This is a genomic window from Mesorhizobium sp. B2-3-4, assembly GCF_006442315.1.
Taxonomy (GTDB): Bacteria; Pseudomonadota; Alphaproteobacteria; order Rhizobiales; family Rhizobiaceae; genus Mesorhizobium.
This window is the reverse complement of record NZ_VFVY01000010.1, coordinates 1-18,287: the sequence shown is the minus strand read 5'-3', so window position 1 is coordinate 18,287 and position 18,287 is coordinate 1. Positions and strand designations below refer to the sequence as shown.

Here is an 18,287-nt window from a genome sequence, read left to right as displayed (position 1 = left end):
CGGACGATAAGGCCTTTCTACCGACAGAAGGATTGGGCGTGACCGACGACGTAACGAACCAGCCGCCGCCGCTGACGGGCGGCAACGCCTGGCGAGGCGATCCGTTGCTGATCCAGCTTGCCGAGCGCTTTTCGGATCCGGTGCGCAAGGATCTCGACGGTCTTGGCCGTTTCGTGCTCACCCAGGAAGCGCAGGAACTGGCGCGCCTTTCAAATGTCGAGACGCCGAAGCTCAGGACGCATGATCGCCAGGGACGGCGTATCGATCTGGTCGAATTCCATCCTGCCTACCACGCCCTGATGCGCCGTTCGGTGGCCAATGGGCTGCACTCTTCGGTCTGGGAAAATGGCGAAGCCGAAATCGGCCGCCGCCACCAGGTGCGGGCCGCGCGCTTCTATTTGACCGCCGAGCTCGAGACCGGGCACCTTTGTCCCATCACCATGACCAGCGCCTCGCTGGCGGCACTGATGGCCAGCCCAAAGCTGTTCCGCGAATGGGCGCCGCGGGTGACTACCCGCAAATACGACCAGAGCCAGAAGCCGCCGGTCGAAAAGACCGGACTGACGCTCGGCATGGGCATGACCGAGAAGCAAGGCGGCACCGATGTGCGGGCCAATGTCACAAAGGCGGAGCGCGCCGGCAGCGGGTTCTATCGGCTGACGGGGCACAAATGGTTCATGTCGGCGCCGATGTCCGACGCGTTCCTGGTTCTGGCGCAAGCGCCGGAGGGATTGTCCTGTTTCCTGGTGCCGCGCGTGCTTGGCGACGGGTCGGGCAATGGCTTCCGCTTCCAGCGGCTGAAGGACAAGCTGGGCAACCGTTCCAACGCCTCTTCCGAGGTCGAGTTCGTCAATGCCATCGGCGAGATGGTCGGCGAGCCCGGCGCCGGCGTGAAGACGATCATGGACATGGTGACCTTGACCCGACTCGACTGCGCGGTGGCGTCCTCGGCGATCATGCGGGCGGGGCTCGCCGAAGCGATCCATCATGCCCGCCACCGCCAGGTGTTCGGGACCAACCTGATCGAGCAACCTTTGATGCAGCGCGTGCTGGCTGACATGGCGCTCGATGTCGCCGCGGCAACCGCGCTGTCGTTCCGGTTGGCCCGTTCCTTCGACGAAGCGGCCAGCGACCGCGGCGAGGCGGCCTTCGCCCGCGCCATGACGCCGGTGGTGAAGTACTGGGTGTGCAAGATCGCGCCGCCGCTGCTTTACGAGGCGATGGAGTGCCTCGGCGGCAATGGCTATGTCGAGGAAGCGCCGCTTGCGCGTTATTACCGCGAAGCGCCCGTCAACGCGATCTGGGAGGGATCCGGCAACGTCATGGCGCTCGATGTGCTGCGCGTGCTTGGCCGCGCGCCGGGCCTCTTCGAAGAGGTGCTGGCCGGCATTGACCGTGATCTTGGCGCCGGCGGACGCGGCACGATCGGCGTTCTGAAGGCGGCCATGCAGGTGGCTTCGACGGACGAGGGCTCTGCGCGGCTGCTCACCGAGCAACTGGCTCTGTCGGCCGCGGCCGCCGAGTTGCGCAGGCTGGGGGCAGGGCGGATCGCCGATGCCTTCGTCGAAACGCGGCTCGCGGGCCAATGGCGCAATACCTATGGTATGCTCGATGCCCGTCACGACGCGCGCATGATCATCGATACGCTTTATCCGCCGGTGAACTGACGGGCATTGCCATTCATTTCAAGCAGCGTTGCCGGGATATTCACCGGCTCGATCAGCGCCGTTAACCTTAACAAATGGTTTCCATTGCGGCGACGAACCGCAAAGCCCACTGTCATTCCTGTCGAAGCAGGAATCACGATGCGACACGTATTGACCTCGTTTTTGTCCGTGCACTGGGCGATCGTCTTCGCTCTTCTCGCGCTGATCTGCATCGACGGAAATCGCGGCGTGGCGGCGGCACTTGGTGTGCTGGGCGTGACCGTTGAGAGCGCGCGCGTCGCCAACCTCGATAGCATTGCCGTGGTCGCTCCGTTGGCGACCGCATTGCTGGTGGTGGCGGTGTTGTTTTTCTGGGCTTTTGTCGACACGCTGATGAACGACGGGTCCAATCCCGGCGCCGACAGCGTGGTTCGCATCGCCTTCATCAGCGCCTCCGGTGTCTTGTCGATGATCCTGATCGGCGGCGCGGCGCAGGGTATCAATGGCCTGTTCATGGTGGTGGCGGTGCAATTGGCCGCACTGCTGGCCTCCTATGTCGCGATGCTCGCCGAACGGCGCTCAGTGGCCGCATCGGACGAGAGCGACTTCCGCGCCACGGCACACAGCATGGCCAAGGCCGCGGCGCACAGTTCATTGCTCTCCCTGATATCGGGCCGGCCCGGCCCAAGCGGCAAGGGAGGCCGCTGATGCGCTACATCTTCGCATTGTGGGCCGCCCCGATGGCCTTGTTCTGGGGCTGGTTCTACCTGTCGCTCAACGACATGAATTTCGGCTATGTGATGCTCAGCCGGCAACTGCACGATTTTGTCTTCCAGCTCTATGGACAGATGCTCGGTATCGACCCGGCAACCATTCCGGGCATGGTGGCGAAGGCATGCGTGTTCGACGGCTTGCTGCTCGTGGCGATATGGGCGTTTCGCCGGCGTCGCGAGATTGCGGGCTGGGTCAGGCAGCGGTGGACGGGCCCGATTCCGTTCGAGCGGCTGCATCGAGCGACTGAAGCCGATCCAAAACTCCCTGCAGAATAAAGGCGGCCGCCGCCGAATCGATCTTGCCGGCGCGTTTGGCGCGCGAGAAGTCCATTTCGATCAGTGTCCGTTCGGCGGCGACCGTCGACAGCCGCTCATCCCAGAACACGAAGGGCAGGTCGCTCAACGGCGCCATATTGCGTACGAAAGCCCGCGATTTCTGTGCGCGCGGGCCTTCGGACCCGTCCATGTTGATCGGCAGCCCGATTGCCACCGCACCGACGTTCTCCTTCGCCAGCATCGCCAAGAGGGCGGCGGCGTCGAGCGAGAATTTCTTTCTAAGAATGACCGGCCGGGGGTGAGCAAAGGAAAAACCGCGGTCGGAAACGGCGACGCCGATCGTCTTGTCGCCGAGATCGAGCCCCGCCAGCGTCCTGCCTTCGGCGAGACGTTCGGGCAATTGCTCAATCGTGATGATAGCCAACGGTTTTCCCTTGCCTTTTTCAGCGGCGAGCGTTCTTCCGGATGCGTGGCGAACACTGTAACCTTTGATCTCTGGGCTGTCGGCGTTCTATCCTGCGGCAAGGCAAAAATCGAGGAAATGCATTCATGAAACTGACCTGGTACGGCCATTCGGCCTTCCGCATCGAAACCGGTGCCGCGAAGATCCTCATCGACCCCTATCTGATTGGCAACCCATCCTGGACGGATGGCTGGGAAGGGCCGGCCGAAGGGATCACGCATGTTCTCTTGACGCATGGGCATAGCGACCACATCAGCGGCGCGCTGGAAGTGCTCGGCAAGAGCGGCGCCCAACTGGTCGCCAATTTCGAGATCTGCATGTATCTGGTTGGCAAGGGTGTCAGCGGCGACAAGATCAACCCCGGCAACATCGGCGGTACCGTCGATTGCGGCGGCTTCACCACCACCTTCGTCCAGGCGCAGCACTCCTCCTCGTTTGGCGAAGAGGGCGGCAGGAATGTCTATCTCGGCAATCCGGGCGGATTGGTCCTGCATTTCCCGGAGGACAGGACGCTCTATCATATGGGCGATACCGACATCTTCTCCGACATGGCCCTGATCAATGAATTGCACGAGCCGAAGATCGGCATCGTGCCGATCGGCGATCGTTTCACCATGGGCGGCGCCGTGGCGGCCCTTGCCTGCCGCCGCTTCTTCAAATTCGACACCGTCGTTCCTTGCCACTTCGGCACGTTTCCGATGATCGATGCGACGCCCGAGAAGTTCGAAGCCGGCATGGAGGGATCCGGCGTCAAGGTCGCATTGCCTGATATCGGTCGAACGATTACCATCTAGAAACAGATAAAGCGGAACAAATCCATGGCGTTGGGGCGATCTCTTTGTGTTTCGATGTTTGTCGCGGCGTCGCCCGCTATCGCCGCGGATGACTTCATTGAAGGCGTTTACCTCCAGTCGGAGGAACTCTGCGCGCAGGCCAAAAAGGATACGCTGCAGACGTTGATCGATGCCGGCAACATCGTCCTTTCGAAGGACGGCCTGCAAGGCGTGGAGTATAATTGCGAGTTCGTGCAGGTCAGCAAGGCGACACGCTCGCCGAGTTGGGCGGTGACGGCCATCTGCCAGGAGCCGGGCTATGTCTTTCCCGATGTCCTATCAGTGACGCAGATGAACCCGACGCAGATCGATCTCGTATCGGTTCGGCCGATCGACGATGAAAGCGAGGCGAGCGGCAACAGCGGCAGCTACTATCTGTGCGAGGGCATGGCCCTGCCATGACGATGCTGAACCGCGTCAAGTCGCTTCTTCGCGGTGACCGGCCCGCTCTCAGGCGGCTGGAACTGCATGTGGCGCATGGCTGCAATCTGTCGTGCGAAAGCTGCTCGCACTATTCCAACCATGGCCATGCCGGCACGGTCTCGCTCGAAGAGGCGGACCGCTGGATGGGGCTGTGGAGCCATCGCGTGTCAGTCAAGCGGTTCACGTTGCTGGGAGGCGAGCCCAGCATTCACCCGCAACTGCCTGGCTTTGTCGGGCTGGTGCGGCGTCACTGGCCGCGCGCCAGCCTGGAGATCGTCAGCAACGGCTTCTTCCTGCACCGCCATCCGACCCTGCCTTCTGTTCTTGCCGCCGATCCCGACGCGCGATTGATCGTCTCGGTCCATCACGATTCCGAGGAGTACCGGGAAAGATTGAAGCCGGTGTTCGTCTTGCTGGATGAATGGCGGCAGGCCCACAAGGTCCTGATCGAACTTCGTCCGTCGGACAAGAACTGGACCCGTCGCTACGAAGGGTTCGGCAGCGCCATGGTGCCGTTCGAGGATGGCGATCCCCGTGCCAGTTGGAAAATATGCCCGGCTCGCCATTGCAAGCAACTTCATGACGGTCAGATCTGGAAATGCGCGCCGCTGGCTTACCTGCCGATGCAGAAGGCAAAATACCGGCTGTCCGAGAAATGGGACCCTTATCTTGCCTACCAGCCGCTCGAGCCGGGGTGCTCCGATGCCGAGCTGAGGGCATTCGCGGCGCTGGAGGACGAGGATGCCTGCGGCATGTGCCCGGCAACGCAGCGCTTTTTCGAATTGCCCAATCCCTTGCGCCGTCCCAAGGACCGGGTCGGCGCCTCCGCCTAGGCTGCGCACGATGCATGTTGCGCGGCGCGCGCGGCGCCGCTATAGCCCGAACTGGTTTTCCCCGAGGCAAATACATGTCCGTTGATGTCAAGACAGTAAAGCGCGTCGCGCATCTCGCCCGCATAGCGGTGAGCGAGGACGATGCCGAGCGCATGACCGGCGAATTGAATGCCATTCTGGGCTTCGTCGAGCAGTTGAACGAAGTCGATGTTTCCGGCGTCGAGCCGATGACGTCGGTGACGCCGATGGAGATGAAGAAGCGCATTGACGTCGTCACCGACGGCAACAAGGCGGCCGACATCGTCGCCAATGCGCCGGCGACCGACGAGAACTTCTTCCTCGTGCCGAAGGTCGTGGAGTAGCACGCCAATGGCAATCGAGATCGCCATCGAGACGCCGCTGCAGGACGATGTGCGCGGCCTGGTCGAGGAACTCAACGCGACCTTGCTGGAACTGACGCCGCCGGAGCATTGCTATCACCTCACGGTCGAGCAGATGGCGGGCCAGGACACCACCGTTTTCATCGCCCGTGACAATGGCATCGCCATCGGCTGTGGGGCGCTGAAGCGCCACGGTGCCGGGATCGGCGAAGTCAAGCGCATGTATACGCGGCCCACGCATCGGGGCCGCAAGATCGGTGCCGGGATCGTCGAGCGGGTCGAGGCGCTGGCGCGCGATGAAGGGTTGAAGCGGCTGGTGCTGGAAACCGGCGACCGCCATCCCGCGGCCTGGACCGTCTATGAACGCGCCGGGTTCTCGCGCTGCGGCCCGGTGCTGGATTATCCCGATTCCGAGTGGTCGGTGTTTTACGAAAAGAGCCTTTGATGAGCGACCTGACCCGACTGACGATTTCGCAGGCCCGCGCCAAGCTGCACGGCAAGGAAATCACCGCCACCGAGATCACCGAGGCCTATCTCTCGGCGATCGATCGCGCCAATCCCGCGCTCAATGCCTATGTCGCGGTCACCGGCGACAAGGCGCGCGACATGGCCAAGATATCGGACGCCAGGCTGGTCAAGGGCGAGGGCGGTGCGCTGGAAGGCATTCCGCTTGGCATCAAGGACCTGTTCGGCACCGAAGGTGTCCATACCCAGGCCTGCAGCCACGTGCTCGACGGCTTCAAGCCGCGCTATGAATCGACCGTCACATCCAATCTGTGGGCCGACGGCGCCGTCATGCTTGGCAAGCTCAACATGGACGAATTCGCCATGGGTTCGTCCAACGAAACATCCTATTACGGCCCGGTCATCAACCCCTGGCGGCGTTCGCGCCTCGACACGGTGGTGATGCCGACGACGCATCAGGGCGACGGCGGTTTCGTCTCGGCCGGCGGCACCAAGACGCAGCGTAGCCTGGACAATGCGCAACTGGTGCCCGGCGGTTCTTCCGGCGGCTCGGCGACCGCCGTCTCCGCCTTCCTGTGCGCCGGCGCGACGGCGACCGACACCGGCGGCTCGATCCGCCAGCCGGCCGCCTTCACCGGCACGGTCGGCATCAAGCCGACCTATGGGCGCTGCTCGCGCTGGGGCATCGTCGCCTTCGCCTCGTCGCTCGACCAGGCCGGGCCGATCGCACGCGACGTGCGCGACGCCGCGATCCTGCTCAAATCCATGGCATCGGTCGATCCGAAAGACACCACCTCGGTCGACCGGCCGGTGCCGGATTACGAGGCGGCGATCGGCAAGCCGATCAAGGGCATGAAGGTCGGCATTCCCAAGGAATACCGCGTCGAGGGCATGCCGGAAGAAATCGAGGCGCTGTGGCAGAAGGGCATAGCCTGGCTGAAGGACGCGGGCGCCGAAATCGTCGACATCTCGCTGCCGCACACCAAATACGCGCTGCCGGCCTATTACATCGTGGCGCCGGCGGAAGCTTCGTCCAACCTCGCGCGCTATGACGGCGTCCGTTACGGCCTGCGCGTTCCGGGCAAGGACATTGTCGAGATGTACGAGAAGACCCGTGCCGCCGGCTTCGGCCGCGAGGTCAAGCGCCGGATCATGATCGGCACCTATGTGCTGTCCGCCGGCTATTACGACGCCTATTATCTGCAGGCGCAGAAGGTGCGCAATCTGATCAAACGCGACTTCGAAAATGTCTTCGCCGCCGGCGTCGACGTCATCCTGACACCGGCGACACCGTCGGCCGCCTTCGGCATCGCTGACGAGGACATGGCCGCCGATCCGGTCAAGATGTACCTCAACGACATTTTCACGGTCACCGTGAACATGGCCGGGCTGCCGGGCATCGCCGTGCCCGCCGGTCTCGACCCCAAGGGATTGCCGCTTGGACTGCAGCTGATCGGCAGGCCGTTCGAGGAAGAAACGCTTTTCCAGACCGCCGCCGTGATCGAACAGGCGGCCGGCACATTTCAGCCGGAAAAGTGGTGGTAAGGATGTCGCCCGTCTGACGCATGGCCCCGAAAATCGCTCGCGATTTTCGGGGCCATGCGCAAAACCAAGGCATTGCAGCGTCCTGGCGGCGCTGTAGTGAGGAAGCGATGTTCTACTATCTTTCCAAGATCTTCTGGTTCTTCATCCAACCGCTCAACCTGACGATCTTCCTGCTTCTGGCGGGGCTGATCGCGGGTATGGTCGGCCGGCGGCGACTTGCCGTCACGGGCAGCACTCTGGCTTTCCTCATCCTTGCGCTATCGGCCTGGACCTCGCTCGGCGCGATGATGCTCACTCCGCTGGAGGAACGCTTTCCCAAGCCGGCATTGCCCGAAAAGGTCGACGGTATCGTCGTGCTCGGTGGCGGCTTCGAGGGCGCCATCAATTTGGCGCGCGGCGGCTATGAATTGAACAGCAGCGGCGATCGCATGGTCGAGACCGCAATCCTGGCCCGGCGCTTCCCACTGGCCAAGGTCGTCGTGTCGGGCGGCAATGGCTCGCTTTTCCTCGACGGCGAGGGCGACGCCGATACAGCGCCCCGCCTGCTCGGCGCGCTGGGCGTTTCGGCCGATCGTCTCGTCCTCGAGGACAAGTCCCGAAACACCTACGAGAATGCCGTCTTCAGCCACGAACTCGTCAAGCCGAAGCCGGGTGAGACCTGGCTCCTGGTGACATCGGCCTTCCACATGCCGCGCGCCAAGGCGCTGTTCGACAAGGCCGGGTTTCCAACCGTCGCATGGCCGGTCGACTATCGCACCTCGGGCAAGGAGGGTGTCGGCCTGTTTCGCGACAACGCCGCTGATTCGATGCAGAACACGACGATGGCGATCCGTGAGTGGATCGGGCTTTTCGCCTATTGGCTTTCCGGCCGGATCGATCGGCCGTTTCCGGCGCCGGGCGGCTGACCGATGACGGCGCGCCGCGCCGCCGAGAAGAACTGGCGCCGCACCAGCACGGCCAGCAGCAGGAGCGTCGACAGCACGAACACCACCGGGTCGACGAACCAGCCGAGATAGCCGATGGAGAAGAACACGCCGCGCAGGCCCGAGTTGAAATGCTTGCCGGCCAGCATGTTCATCTGCGTCGCGCGCCAGACCGCCGTCTCGGAGACCGGATTGCGCGAGGCTTCGCCATGCGGGATCGGAACCGCCCCGATCAGGATCGTGCAATAGTTGAACAGCCGATAGGCCCAGCCGAACTTGAAGAAGGAAAAGGCGAGGATCAGCACCAGCCCCAGCACCTTGATCTGAAAGGCCGAGCGTGACGGCACACCGCCGAGCGGCAGGTCGCTCAGCACTTCGATGACACGGTCGGACGCGCCGAGCAGGGCGAAGCAGCCGCCCAGCGCAATGAGTGAACTGGAGGCGAAAAAGGCGGTTCCCTGCTGCAGGCCGCTCATGATGGCGGTGTCGACGATGCGGATCTCGCGCTCGGCCATGGTGCGCATCCAGGCTTCACGCTGCGCATTCATCGCGGTCGTCAACGAGATGCGGCTGATCAGCCTGCCGTCGGAGGCGAGGGTGTGCAGCACCCATGCCAGCAGGAAAAAGCCCAGCGCCGCGATATCGGCCGCCGACAGATAGGAGGAATCGCCCATGCTTTGTTTCTATCCGGCTATGTTGGCAAGGTTTCGGCGACCTCGATCCGCAACGCGTCCACGACCATGTCCGTGCTGGTGACCCATCCCAAGGCGTTCTCGAAATTCCACAATGTCGACTGGCGGTTGAAGTCCGGACCCGAATGGTTCATCGCATCCTCGACGAGGATCGGCCAAAACTCTCGCGAATAGGCGTCCCGCGCGGTCGCGTCGACGCAGATGTTCGTCGCCACGCCGGTGAACAGGAGATGACGGATGCTTCGGGCGCGCAAAAACGCTTCCAGGCCGGTATTGCAAAAGCCGCTATAACGCGACTTGCGAATGACATGATCGCCTGGCGCCGGTTTCAACGCGTCGACGATCTGCCAGTCCCAGCTGCCGTCGATCAGCAGCTTGCCGCGGAGTTCGGGACGCTCGCGCATCATAACCAGCCCCAGTTCCTTGTGATGGTTCGGGGAGGAGGTGTCTCCGCCATCGCTGAGGTCGGCCCGATACGACATCTGCAGATAGACTACCGTCACCCCGCTCTTGCGCGCGGCCGCAAGAAGTCGCTTGTTGGCTTCTATCGCCGGGGTCGCGCCTGAAATGTCGATCCCCGCCAAATCGAACATGCCACCCATCGAGGCAAAGGCGTTCTGCATATCGACGACGACCATGGCTGTCCGGGCGGCGTCGATGGCCACCGGCTGCGGCCTGGCATTCAAGACTGGCATGGTGTCCCCCTTGTGCGTGTCGGCAGAATAGCGGTGCCCCGATGGCCGGGCAACCAATGTCGCTGCGGGAGCAAACAAGGTCGGCAGGCGTTGCGCCGGGATTATCAAAAGAGCGGAAACATCGCGGGAATTCCTATATGTAGTCCTCGACGCACGACCCAGGAGACAACGTGTTCCTTTCGGTTTTCGACCTGTTCAAGATCGGCATCGGTCCTTCGAGCTCGCACACGATGGGCCCGATGACGGCTGCGCGGCGGTTCCTCGACGAGATAGCGGGCGATGACTGGCCGCGTCCGCCCGGCGCCAAGGTCGCCCGTATCGGCGCCAGCCTGCATGGCTCGCTCGCCTATACCGGCATCGGCCACGGCAGCGACCGCGCCGTCATCCTCGGCCTTGCCGGTCAGACGCCCCAGACGGTCGACCCCGACCAGGCCGATGCCATCGTTGCTCGCATTGCCGCGGACAAGCAGATCTCTCCGCCCGGTCATCCATCCTACCATTTCGACCCGGCCGCAGATCTGGTGCTCGACCGCAAGACGCCGCTCAGCGGTCACGCCAACGGCATGGCGTTCTATGCCTATGACGCCGGCGGCCGGCTGCTGCTCAAGCGGATCTATTATTCGATCGGCGGCGGCTTTGTCGTTTCGGAAGAGGAACTACAGCGGATGAAGGCCAAGGGCTCGGTCACGACCGAGGGCAGACGAGTGCCGTATCCCTTCAAGAACGCGGTCGAGATGCTGAAGATGGCGGCCAGGAGCGGCCTTTCCATCGCCGAGATGAAGCGCACCAACGAGGAAACCCAGATGTCGCGCGAAGAGCTCGACGCCGGCCTCGACGCCATCTGGGGCGCCATGAAAGGCTGCATCGACCGCGGCCTGTCGCAGGACGGCATCATGCCGGGCGGCTTGAAAGTGCGCCGCCGAGCCCGGCAGTTGCACGACAAGTTGCAGGAACAGTGGCAGCAGAACCGCCCCAATCCGCTGCTCGCCAATGACTGGCTGTCGATTTACGCCATGGCCGTCAACGAGGAGAATGCGGCGGGTGGGCGCGTGGTCACCGCGCCGACCAATGGCGCGGCCGGCACGCTGCCGGCGGTGCTGCGCTATTGGCTGCATTTCCATCCCGAGGCCGACCAGCCTAGTATTCGCGACTTCCTGCTGACGGCGGCGGCCGTCGGCGGCATCATCAAGTCCAATGCGTCCATTTCCGGCGCCGAGGTCGGCTGCCAGGGCGAGGTAGGTTCGGCCTCGGCGATGGCCGCGGCAGGCCTGTGCGCCGTCATGGGCGGCACGCCCGAACAGGTCGAGAATGCCGCCGAGATCGCGCTCGAACATCATCTCGGCATGACCTGCGACCCGGTCGGCGGGCTGGTGCAGGTGCCTTGCATCGAGCGCAACGCGCTGGGTGCGGTCAAGGCGGTGACGGCCGCGTCATTGGCCATCAAGGGCGACGGCGTCCATTTCGTGCCACTCGACGCGGCGATCGAGACCATGCGCCAGACCGGCCTCGACATGAACGAGAAGTACAAGGAAACCAGCCTCGGCGGCCTGGCGGTCAATGTCGTGGAGTGTTGATGGGTGAGCCTCCGGCGCCTCTCTGGCACTGTGGAGAACTCGTTCAGGCCGTTGACGTGCCGGCACTCCGGACTAAACCTTAGTGCATGGCTCTCAACCTCCTAAAGCTTTGCGTCGGCTGCGACAGCGTCGAGGATCTCGAAGAATGGATCGAGTTCCGCCTCGATGAGCGGCGCCGTGCCGGCGAACCGGCCGAACACTGGCACACCACGCGCATGGTGCCGACACGTGGCGACGAGGTCACGGATGGCGGCTCGCTCTACTGGGTGATCAAGGGCAGCGTGCAATGCCGCCAGTTGATCACGGAAATTCGGCCGTTCACCGATGATGATGGCATCGGCCGCTGCCATCTGATGCTCGATCCGGAGGTGGTGCGCACCGACTGGCAACCACGCCGTGCCTTCCAGGGCTGGCGTTATCTGAAGCCGGCCGACGCGCCGCTCGATCTCGGCAAGGGCAAGGCCGGGCTGGTCGAGATGCCGCCCAAACTCAGGCGCGAGCTTGCCGATCTGGGGTTGCTCTAGGCTTTCGCGCCGACGCGCTGCCGATTTCGGTGCCAGGCTCTTTCTGGCCCTGCATCTTGCTTCGCACTGGACTTGCAAGCGGCACGACAACGCCACATCTTGAAATCATGCGCGATGAAGAGCTGCCCAAGTGACGGAAGCGGTGACGCTGGCCGAACCGGCTTGCGTGCCTGTCCCTTCTGTCGCGGCGAAGGCCATCATTCCGGCGCAGAACAGGTGTTGAAGGGCATCACGCGGCTGTCCGGGCGGGCAGGGTATCTGCGGGGTGATAGGATATGTTAGGCGCAATTATCGCTGTGGTCGCGTTGCTGCTGGTGCTCCTGGGGGTAGCCACGGCCTTTGTTCGCGCGGATCCGGCGCAACTGGCGGGCGGGACGAGAAAATTGGGGCCGGTCCTGCTGGCGCTGGCGGGCGGCGCCGTGCTTCTGGTCGGGCGTCAAGGCATCGGCGGCATCATGCTGTTCGCGGCAATCGCCTGGTACGCCGCCACGCGTCCCAGCCGGCCGAACACCGGGCCGGCTCCGGGAAAACGCTCAACCGTGCGGACAGCAGCACTCGAGATGGAACTCGATCACAATACGGGCGGCCTCGAAGGGCTGGTTCTGGCTGGCCGCCACGATGGCAAGATGCTCGGCTCGATGACGCTTGCCGAATTGCAGCATCTCTACCGCGAGCTCTCCGGTGATCCGGAGAGCCGGCAATTGCTAGAGACGTATCTTGACGGCAGATTTCCCGTCTGGCGCAAACACGCTGAGACGAACGGTGGCGAAGGGCTGGGTGTTACGCCAGGTCCGGGCACCATGACTAAGGAGGAGGCCTACAAGGTCCTTGGTCTTGAAGCGGGGGCCGCCGCGGCGGATGTCCGCAAGGCGCACCGCCGCCTGATGCAGCGCCTGCACCCCGATATCGGCGGCACGTCTTTCCTGGCGGCGCGGATTAACGAAGCCAAGGACGTCTTGCTCTCCAATCACAACTAGTCTCCTTCGACGCAGTATTTTTCCGGGAGATTTGATCCACGCTGTCCCTATTGCTGGACGGCGTAGCACTCGATGCTCTTCTTCTTCAAAGCGGTGCAGGCCTTCCAGGCCGCGGTCTTCGAACCGAACCCGCCGAAGCGCGCGCGGTAGTAGGTGACGCCGTCCTTGTCGAAGGCGACGGTGAAGCCGGAGGCGTCGGCCAGTACCTTCGGAGCCTGCTTGACGGTCTTGTCGAGGAACGCCTGGGCCTCGGACTGCTTGGGCGAGGAGGCGACCTGGATCGCCCAGCCCGAGGGAACCGACGCCGTGTTGACCGGATCGACGGCCGGGGTTGGCTCGGCATAGGCGGCCACGACCTGCGCGGTGGCGACCTTGGGGGCGGCGACGATGACCGTCTTCACTTTCTTTGCCGGGACAACCAGTTTCGGCGTTTCGGCCTCAGCCGTGTCCTCGTCGTCGCTGTCGCCCTGGGCAACGGTCGCGTCGTCGGCAACGGCCGTATCGTCCTCGGCCACGGTGACCGGCTTTTCGTCGGGGGTCGGCGCGTCATGCTTGGGCAGGAGAACCTTCGCAAGTGCCTTGATGGGATTGCTGTCGGCCTTGGCGACCAGGTCGCCGCCGCCGCGGGTCGAGGCCCTCGGCATGTAGGTATTGATCAGGCCAGCCATCTGGTTGTCGCGGCTGCCGCCCGACGTGCCGCCCATGACGACGGCGACGAGGCGGCGATTGCCATCGTTCACGGACGAAACGAGATTGAAGCCGGAAGCGCGGGTATAGCCGGTCTTGATGCCGTCGACGCCCTTGATGCGCCCGAGCAGGCGGTTGTGGCCGTTGATGCGCTGGCGACCATAGAGAAAGGACCGCTGCGAGAAATAACCGTAGTACTGCGGATAATGCTCCCGCAGCGCGATGCCGAGCGTGGCCATGTCGCGCGCGGTGGTGAACTGTCCCGGATCCGGCAGGCCGTTGGCGTTGCGGAAGACGGTGCCGTTCATGCCGAGCTGCCGCGCCTTGGCCGTCATCATGCGGGCGAAGTTGGTTTCGTTGCCGCCGATCATTTCACCGAGCGCCGTCGCCGAATCGTTGGCCGACTTGGTGACGATCGACAGGATCGCGGTCTCGACCGTCACCGACCCGCCTGGCTTCACACCGAGCTTGGTCGGCGCCTCGGCGGATGCGTGGGCCGAAAACACGACTGGCGAATTTCTGCTGATCTTGCCCTTCGCCATCGCTTCGAAGGTCAGATAGAGCGTCATCATCTTGGTCAGCGATGCGGGATAACGCCGGCCATCGGCGTTAGCCGAATACAGCACCTTGCCGGTCTTGGCGTCGACCACGATGGCTGCCGATTTCGCCGCGAGCGACGAGGCGGCGTCCGCAACGACGAACGTCATCGCCATGGCGATGATCATGATCGTTTTGAGAGGGGACGCAGATTTGGAAACGATGCCCGACAACGCCTGACGCACTGGTAGTTCCTTTGGATTTCTCGTTGCGTTGGAGGCGGCAAAGGGATCCTGCCTCACGTCTGGCCAAGCTAGCGGGGCAGCGTTACCAATCCGTTTATGGTAACCACCGCGTTCACCATTTTCTGGCGGTTTGAGCCTTCCTTTATTCGAATTTTAGACATTGCCGGTGGCGGCGGCGCCGCAGGCCAGGGAATTCTTGACTTTTGTGCGGCGCACAATATATTTCGTGCATTGCACAAGGGCGCTCCAACCGGGCGCTTCAACGTCCAGGGAGAGTACGAAATGACCCAGACCTATGAGGACTTCTCGAAATACGGCAAGGAGTTCGCCGACACCGGATTGAAGAGCTTCGCCTCTTTGTCCAAGGGCGCGCAGGCGATCGCCACCGAGGCCGGCGAGTACACCAAGAAGAGCCTCGAAGCCGGCAGCGCCGCGTTCGAGAAGCTGTTCTCGGCCAAGTCGCTGGACAAGGCGATCGAGATTCAGTCCGACTATGCTAAGCAGTCCTACGAGGCGTTCGTCGCCGAGGCCACCAAGATCAGCGACCTCTATGCCGAGCTCGCCAAGGAGGCCTACAAGCCGTTCGAATCGATCGTTGCCAAGGCGAAGTGATTTTCGCCTGACAATTTTCAGATCCGGCCCGTTGGGCGCGGAACAAAACCCGGTCGCGGAAACGCGACCGGGTTTTTTTATGCCGATTTCAGATCCGCTTCCGCATAGCGCTTCACGATTGCGAAAATCCGCCAAGAAAATCAGCGAAGTTGGTCACCTAGCCATATTGTCAGCTAACCAGAAGGGCTTAAAATCGTCCATCGAACACCTACATGTCGAACTCGCATGAGGATTCGAAGAGGCAGGATTACGTGACTTCAGGTTTGACTGCCACGAGATGCGTGGTGCGGATGCAGAACGGCGGCGGCGACGGCAATGAAGCCGGCCGCGGGACGGCCGTCATCACGCGCACCAAAACCAAGACCAAGAAGCCCAGCCTCTACAGGGTCCTCATCCTCAACGACGACTACACTCCGATGGAGTTCGTGGTTCACGTGCTGGAGCGTTTTTTCCAGAAGGACCGCGAAGCCGCCACACGCATCATGCTTCATGTTCACAATCATGGAGTGGGCGAGTGCGGGGTCTATACATTCGAGGTGGCCGAGACCAAAGTGTCCCAGGTCATGGATTTCGCCCGACAGAATCAGCATCCGCTGCAATGCGTGATGGAGAAGAAGTGAGGTAACATGCCGGCTTTCTCCCAAGGCCTGGAAAAGGCGCTTCACCAAGCGCTGACGCTCGCCAATGAGCGGCACCATGAATACGCAACCCTTGAACACCTGCTGCTCGCCCTCATCGACGACACCGAGGCGGCCGCCGTCATGCGCGCCTGCAATGTCGATCTCGACGAGCTGAAGCACACTGTTCTGACCTATATCGACACCGAGCTCGACAATCTGGTCACCGGCTATGACGAGGATTCCAAGCCGACCGCCGGCTTCCAGCGCGTCATCCAGCGCGCGGTGATCCATGTGCAGTCGTCCGGCCGCGAGGAAGTGTCGGGGGCCAACGTGCTCGTCGCCATCTTCGCCGAGCGCGAGAGCCATGCCGCCTATTTCCTGCAGGAACAGCAGATGACCCGCTACGACGCGGTCAACTACATCTCGCACGGCATCGCCAAGCGTCCCGGCGCGTCGGAGAGCCGCACCCCGCGCGGCGCCGACGACGAGCAGAACGGCCAGAACGGCGCCGAGCCGCAAGAGGAAGGCGGCAAGAAGAAGCAGCAGCAGGATGCGCTGACGGCTTACTGCGTCAACCTCAACAACAAGGCCAAGGCCGGCAAGATCGATCCGCTGATCGGCCGTGAGTCGGAAATCAACCGCACCATCCAGGTGCTGTGCCGCCGCTCCAAGAACAATCCGCTCTATGTCGGTGATCCCGGCGTCGGCAAGACGGCGATCGCCGAGGGGCTGGCCAAGCGCATCGTCGAGGGCGACGTGCCGGAAGTGCTGCAGAATGCCACCATCTTCGCGCTCGACATGGGCACGCTTCTGGCCGGCACGCGCTATCGCGGCGACTTCGAGGAACGGCTGAAGCAGGTCGTCAAGGAACTCGAGGACTATCCGGGCGCCGTGCTGTTCATCGACGAGATCCATACGGTGATCGGCGCCGGCGCGACGTCGGGCGGTGCGATGGACGCGTCGAACCTGTTGAAGCCGGCTCTGTCGTCGGGCGCGATCCGCTGCATCGGCTCGACCACCTACAAGGAGTTCCGCCAGTTCTTCGAGAAGGACCGCGCGCTGGTGCGGCGCTTCCAGAAGATCGACGTCAACGAGCCGACCATCGAGGACGCCATCGAAATCATGAAGGGCCTCAAGCCCTATTATGAGGAATTCCACAAGGTGAAGTTCACCAACGAGGCGATCAAGGCCTCGGTGGAGCTGTCGGCCCGCTACATCAACGACCGCAAGCTGCCGGACAAGGCGATCGACGTGATCGACGAAACCGGCGCCTCGCAGATGCTGGTGCCGGAAGCCAAGCGGAAGAAGACGATCGGCATCAAGGAGATCGAAGCCACGATCGCCACCATGGCCCGCATCCCGCCGAAGACGGTTTCGGCCGATGACGAGAAGGTGCTGCAGGGTCTGGATGTCGAGCTGAAGCGCGTCGTCTATGGCCAGGATACGGCCATCACCGCGCTGACCTCTGCGATCAAGCTGGCACGCGCCGGCCTGCGCGAACCGGAAAAGCCGATCGGCTCCTACCTGTTCTCGGGTCCGACCGGCGTCGGCAAGACCGAAGTGGCCAAGCAGTTGGCGGCCTCGCTCGGCGTCGAACTGATCCGCTTCGACATGTCGGAATACATGGAGCGCCACACCGTATCGCGGCTGATCGGCGCGCCTCCCGGCTATGTCGGTTTCGACCAGGGCGGCCTTTTGACCGATGGCGTCGATCAGCATCCGCATTGCGTGCTGTTGCTGGACGAAGTCGAGAAGGCGCATCCGGACCTGTTCAACATCCTGTTGCAGGTGATGGACCACGGCAAGCTGACCGACCACAACGGCAAGCAGATCGATTTCCGCAATGTCATCCTGATCATGACCACCAATGCGGGCGCATCCGATGCGCAGCGCGCGGCGATCGGTTTCGGTTCGACCAAGCGCGAAGGCGACGATGTCGAGGCGATCAACCGTCTGTTCACGCCGGAGTTCCGCAACCGTCTCGACGCGATCATCCCGTTCGGCTCGCTGCCGGTGCCGGTGATCCATCAGGTGGTGCAGAAGTTCGTCATGCAGCTGGAAGCCCAGCTTTCCGAGCGTGGCGTTACCTTCGACCTGTCGCCGGACGCGATCGCCTGGCTTGCTGACAAGGGCTATGACGAGCGCATGGGCGCACGGCCGCTCGGCCGCGTCATCCAGGAGCACATCAAGAAGCCGCTGGCCGACGAGGTGCTGTTCGGCAAGCTCAAGAAGGGCGGCACGGTGCGCGTCACCGTCGAGAAGAAGGAAACCGGCGAGACCGGCCTGAAGCTCGAATCGCTCGCCGACGAGGCGCCGGTGCAGCCGAAGAAGGAAGAGCCGGAAGACGCGCCTAAGCCCAAGGCCGTGGCGAAGAAGCCCGCGGCAAAGAAGGCCGTGGCGCAGAAGCCGGAGCCCAAGGGCAAGGACGGCGGCAAGCGCAGCCTGGTGCCGCAACTGCCGAGAAAGAACTAGCTCCGTCAGAACCAGAAAAGCCCGCTCGATGAACTGACCCCCGAAAGTTGGACGGTTCATTGAGCTGGTAGATTTAAGGGCTGGTTCCTGTA

Annotated in this window: 20 protein-coding genes; 16 read left to right on the top strand and 4 right to left on the bottom strand. The window is 63.0% G+C overall.

Annotation, left to right across the window (positions count from 1 at the left end; genetic code table 11):
* The first annotated feature begins 38 nt into the window (after positions 1 to 38).
* From FJ967_RS16500 to FJ967_RS16490, 3 genes are all read left to right on the top strand, one after another.
* Positions 39 to 1,667 carry a DNA alkylation response protein gene (locus FJ967_RS16500; RefSeq protein WP_140732887.1) on the top strand — a complete coding sequence of 543 codons (1,629 nt, stop codon included), beginning with the start codon at positions 39 to 41 and terminating at the stop codon, positions 1,665 to 1,667.
* Between the two features lie 138 nt (positions 1,668 to 1,805).
* Entirely contained in the window at positions 1,806 to 2,354 is a 549-nt protein-coding gene (locus FJ967_RS16495) for a hypothetical protein (RefSeq protein ID WP_140732886.1), read from the top strand.
* Positions 2,354 to 2,695 (top strand): DUF6105 family protein, encoded by a 342-nt coding sequence (locus tag FJ967_RS16490; RefSeq protein WP_140732885.1) that lies wholly within the window; start codon positions 2,354 to 2,356, stop codon positions 2,693 to 2,695. The genes FJ967_RS16495 and FJ967_RS16490 overlap by 1 nt, the downstream gene beginning before the upstream one ends.
* Here FJ967_RS16490 and ruvX read toward each other — a convergent pair.
* Positions 2,613 to 3,119 carry a Holliday junction resolvase RuvX gene (ruvX, locus tag FJ967_RS16485; protein WP_140732884.1) on the bottom strand — a complete coding sequence of 169 codons (507 nt, stop codon included), beginning with the start codon at positions 3,117 to 3,119 and terminating at the stop codon, positions 2,613 to 2,615. The genes FJ967_RS16490 and ruvX overlap by 83 nt on opposite strands.
* A gap of 125 nt (positions 3,120 to 3,244) precedes the next feature.
* Between ruvX and FJ967_RS16480 the strand changes: the two genes are divergently transcribed.
* The 7 genes from FJ967_RS16480 to FJ967_RS16450 all read left to right on the top strand — a co-directional run bounded on the left by FJ967_RS16480 (position 3,245) and on the right by FJ967_RS16450 (position 8,542).
* A complete protein-coding gene (locus FJ967_RS16480; protein ID WP_140732883.1) occupies positions 3,245 to 3,952 on the top strand; it encodes a metal-dependent hydrolase in 708 nt (235 codons plus the stop codon).
* A gap of 24 nt (positions 3,953 to 3,976) precedes the next feature.
* A complete protein-coding gene (locus tag FJ967_RS16475; RefSeq protein WP_140732882.1) occupies positions 3,977 to 4,393 on the top strand; it encodes a hypothetical protein in 417 nt (138 codons plus the stop codon).
* Entirely contained in the window at positions 4,390 to 5,247 is an 858-nt protein-coding gene (locus FJ967_RS16470; protein ID WP_246675289.1) for a radical SAM protein, read from the top strand. Before FJ967_RS16475 ends, FJ967_RS16470 begins: the two co-directional genes overlap by 4 nt.
* Before the next feature lie 74 nt (positions 5,248 to 5,321).
* Positions 5,322 to 5,609 (top strand): Asp-tRNA(Asn)/Glu-tRNA(Gln) amidotransferase subunit GatC, encoded by a 288-nt coding sequence (gatC, locus tag FJ967_RS16465; protein WP_140732881.1) that lies wholly within the window; start codon positions 5,322 to 5,324, stop codon positions 5,607 to 5,609.
* A 7-nt stretch (positions 5,610 to 5,616) separates the two neighbouring features.
* Positions 5,617 to 6,072, top strand: coding sequence for a GNAT family N-acetyltransferase (locus FJ967_RS16460; protein WP_140732880.1), 456 nt, complete (start codon positions 5,617 to 5,619; stop codon positions 6,070 to 6,072).
* Positions 6,072 to 7,637: an amidase family protein gene (locus FJ967_RS16455; RefSeq protein ID WP_140732879.1), complete on the top strand. Its 1,566-nt coding sequence runs from the start codon at positions 6,072 to 6,074 to the stop codon at positions 7,635 to 7,637. The genes FJ967_RS16460 and FJ967_RS16455 overlap by 1 nt, the downstream gene beginning before the upstream one ends.
* A 107-nt stretch (positions 7,638 to 7,744) precedes the next feature.
* On the top strand, positions 7,745 to 8,542 hold the full coding sequence (locus FJ967_RS16450) for a YdcF family protein (RefSeq protein ID WP_140732878.1): 798 nt from the start codon (positions 7,745 to 7,747) through the stop codon (positions 8,540 to 8,542).
* Here the strand turns inward: FJ967_RS16450 and FJ967_RS16445 are convergent.
* Both FJ967_RS16445 and FJ967_RS16440 read right to left on the bottom strand, forming a co-directional pair.
* The gene (locus FJ967_RS16445; RefSeq protein WP_140732877.1) at positions 8,491 to 9,234 is read right to left on the bottom strand and encodes a DUF599 domain-containing protein; all 744 of its coding nucleotides are present in this window, start codon (positions 9,232 to 9,234) and stop codon (positions 8,491 to 8,493) included. The two genes, FJ967_RS16450 and FJ967_RS16445, sit on opposite strands and share 52 nt — an antisense overlap.
* Positions 9,235 to 9,251: 17 nt before the next feature.
* Positions 9,252 to 9,917: an isochorismatase family cysteine hydrolase gene (locus tag FJ967_RS16440; protein WP_246675288.1), complete on the bottom strand. Its 666-nt coding sequence runs from the start codon at positions 9,915 to 9,917 to the stop codon at positions 9,252 to 9,254.
* Positions 9,918 to 10,117: 200 nt separating this feature from the next.
* Between FJ967_RS16440 and FJ967_RS16435 the strand changes: the two genes are divergently transcribed.
* The 3 genes from FJ967_RS16435 to FJ967_RS16425 all read left to right on the top strand — a co-directional run bounded on the left by FJ967_RS16435 (position 10,118) and on the right by FJ967_RS16425 (position 13,022).
* Entirely contained in the window at positions 10,118 to 11,521 is a 1,404-nt protein-coding gene (locus FJ967_RS16435) for an L-serine ammonia-lyase (protein ID WP_140732876.1), read from the top strand.
* Between the two features lie 86 nt (positions 11,522 to 11,607).
* Positions 11,608 to 12,045, top strand: coding sequence for a DUF1489 family protein (locus FJ967_RS16430; RefSeq protein WP_140732875.1), 438 nt, complete (start codon positions 11,608 to 11,610; stop codon positions 12,043 to 12,045).
* Between the two features lie 275 nt (positions 12,046 to 12,320).
* On the top strand, positions 12,321 to 13,022 hold the full coding sequence (locus FJ967_RS16425) for a DnaJ domain-containing protein (protein ID WP_140732874.1): 702 nt from the start codon (positions 12,321 to 12,323) through the stop codon (positions 13,020 to 13,022).
* 47 nt (positions 13,023 to 13,069) lie between these two features.
* Here FJ967_RS16425 and FJ967_RS16420 read toward each other — a convergent pair whose 3' ends face one another.
* The gene (locus FJ967_RS16420; RefSeq protein ID WP_140732873.1) at positions 13,070 to 14,491 is read right to left on the bottom strand and encodes a D-alanyl-D-alanine carboxypeptidase family protein; all 1,422 of its coding nucleotides are present in this window, start codon (positions 14,489 to 14,491) and stop codon (positions 13,070 to 13,072) included.
* Between the two features lie 282 nt (positions 14,492 to 14,773).
* Here FJ967_RS16420 and FJ967_RS16415 point away from each other — a divergent pair, with 282 nt between their 5' ends.
* The 3 genes from FJ967_RS16415 (at position 14,774) to clpA (ending at position 18,195) form a co-directional block, all read left to right on the top strand.
* Positions 14,774 to 15,103, top strand: coding sequence for a phasin family protein (locus tag FJ967_RS16415; RefSeq protein WP_140732872.1), 330 nt, complete (start codon positions 14,774 to 14,776; stop codon positions 15,101 to 15,103).
* Positions 15,104 to 15,393: 290 nt separating this feature from the next.
* Positions 15,394 to 15,723, top strand: a complete 330-nt coding sequence (clpS, locus tag FJ967_RS16410; protein ID WP_010909565.1) for an ATP-dependent Clp protease adapter ClpS — start codon at positions 15,394 to 15,396, stop codon at positions 15,721 to 15,723.
* A 6-nt stretch (positions 15,724 to 15,729) separates the two neighbouring features.
* On the top strand, positions 15,730 to 18,195 hold the full coding sequence (clpA, locus tag FJ967_RS16405; protein WP_140732871.1) for an ATP-dependent Clp protease ATP-binding subunit ClpA: 2,466 nt from the start codon (positions 15,730 to 15,732) through the stop codon (positions 18,193 to 18,195).
* Positions 18,196 to 18,287 lie beyond the last annotated feature (92 nt).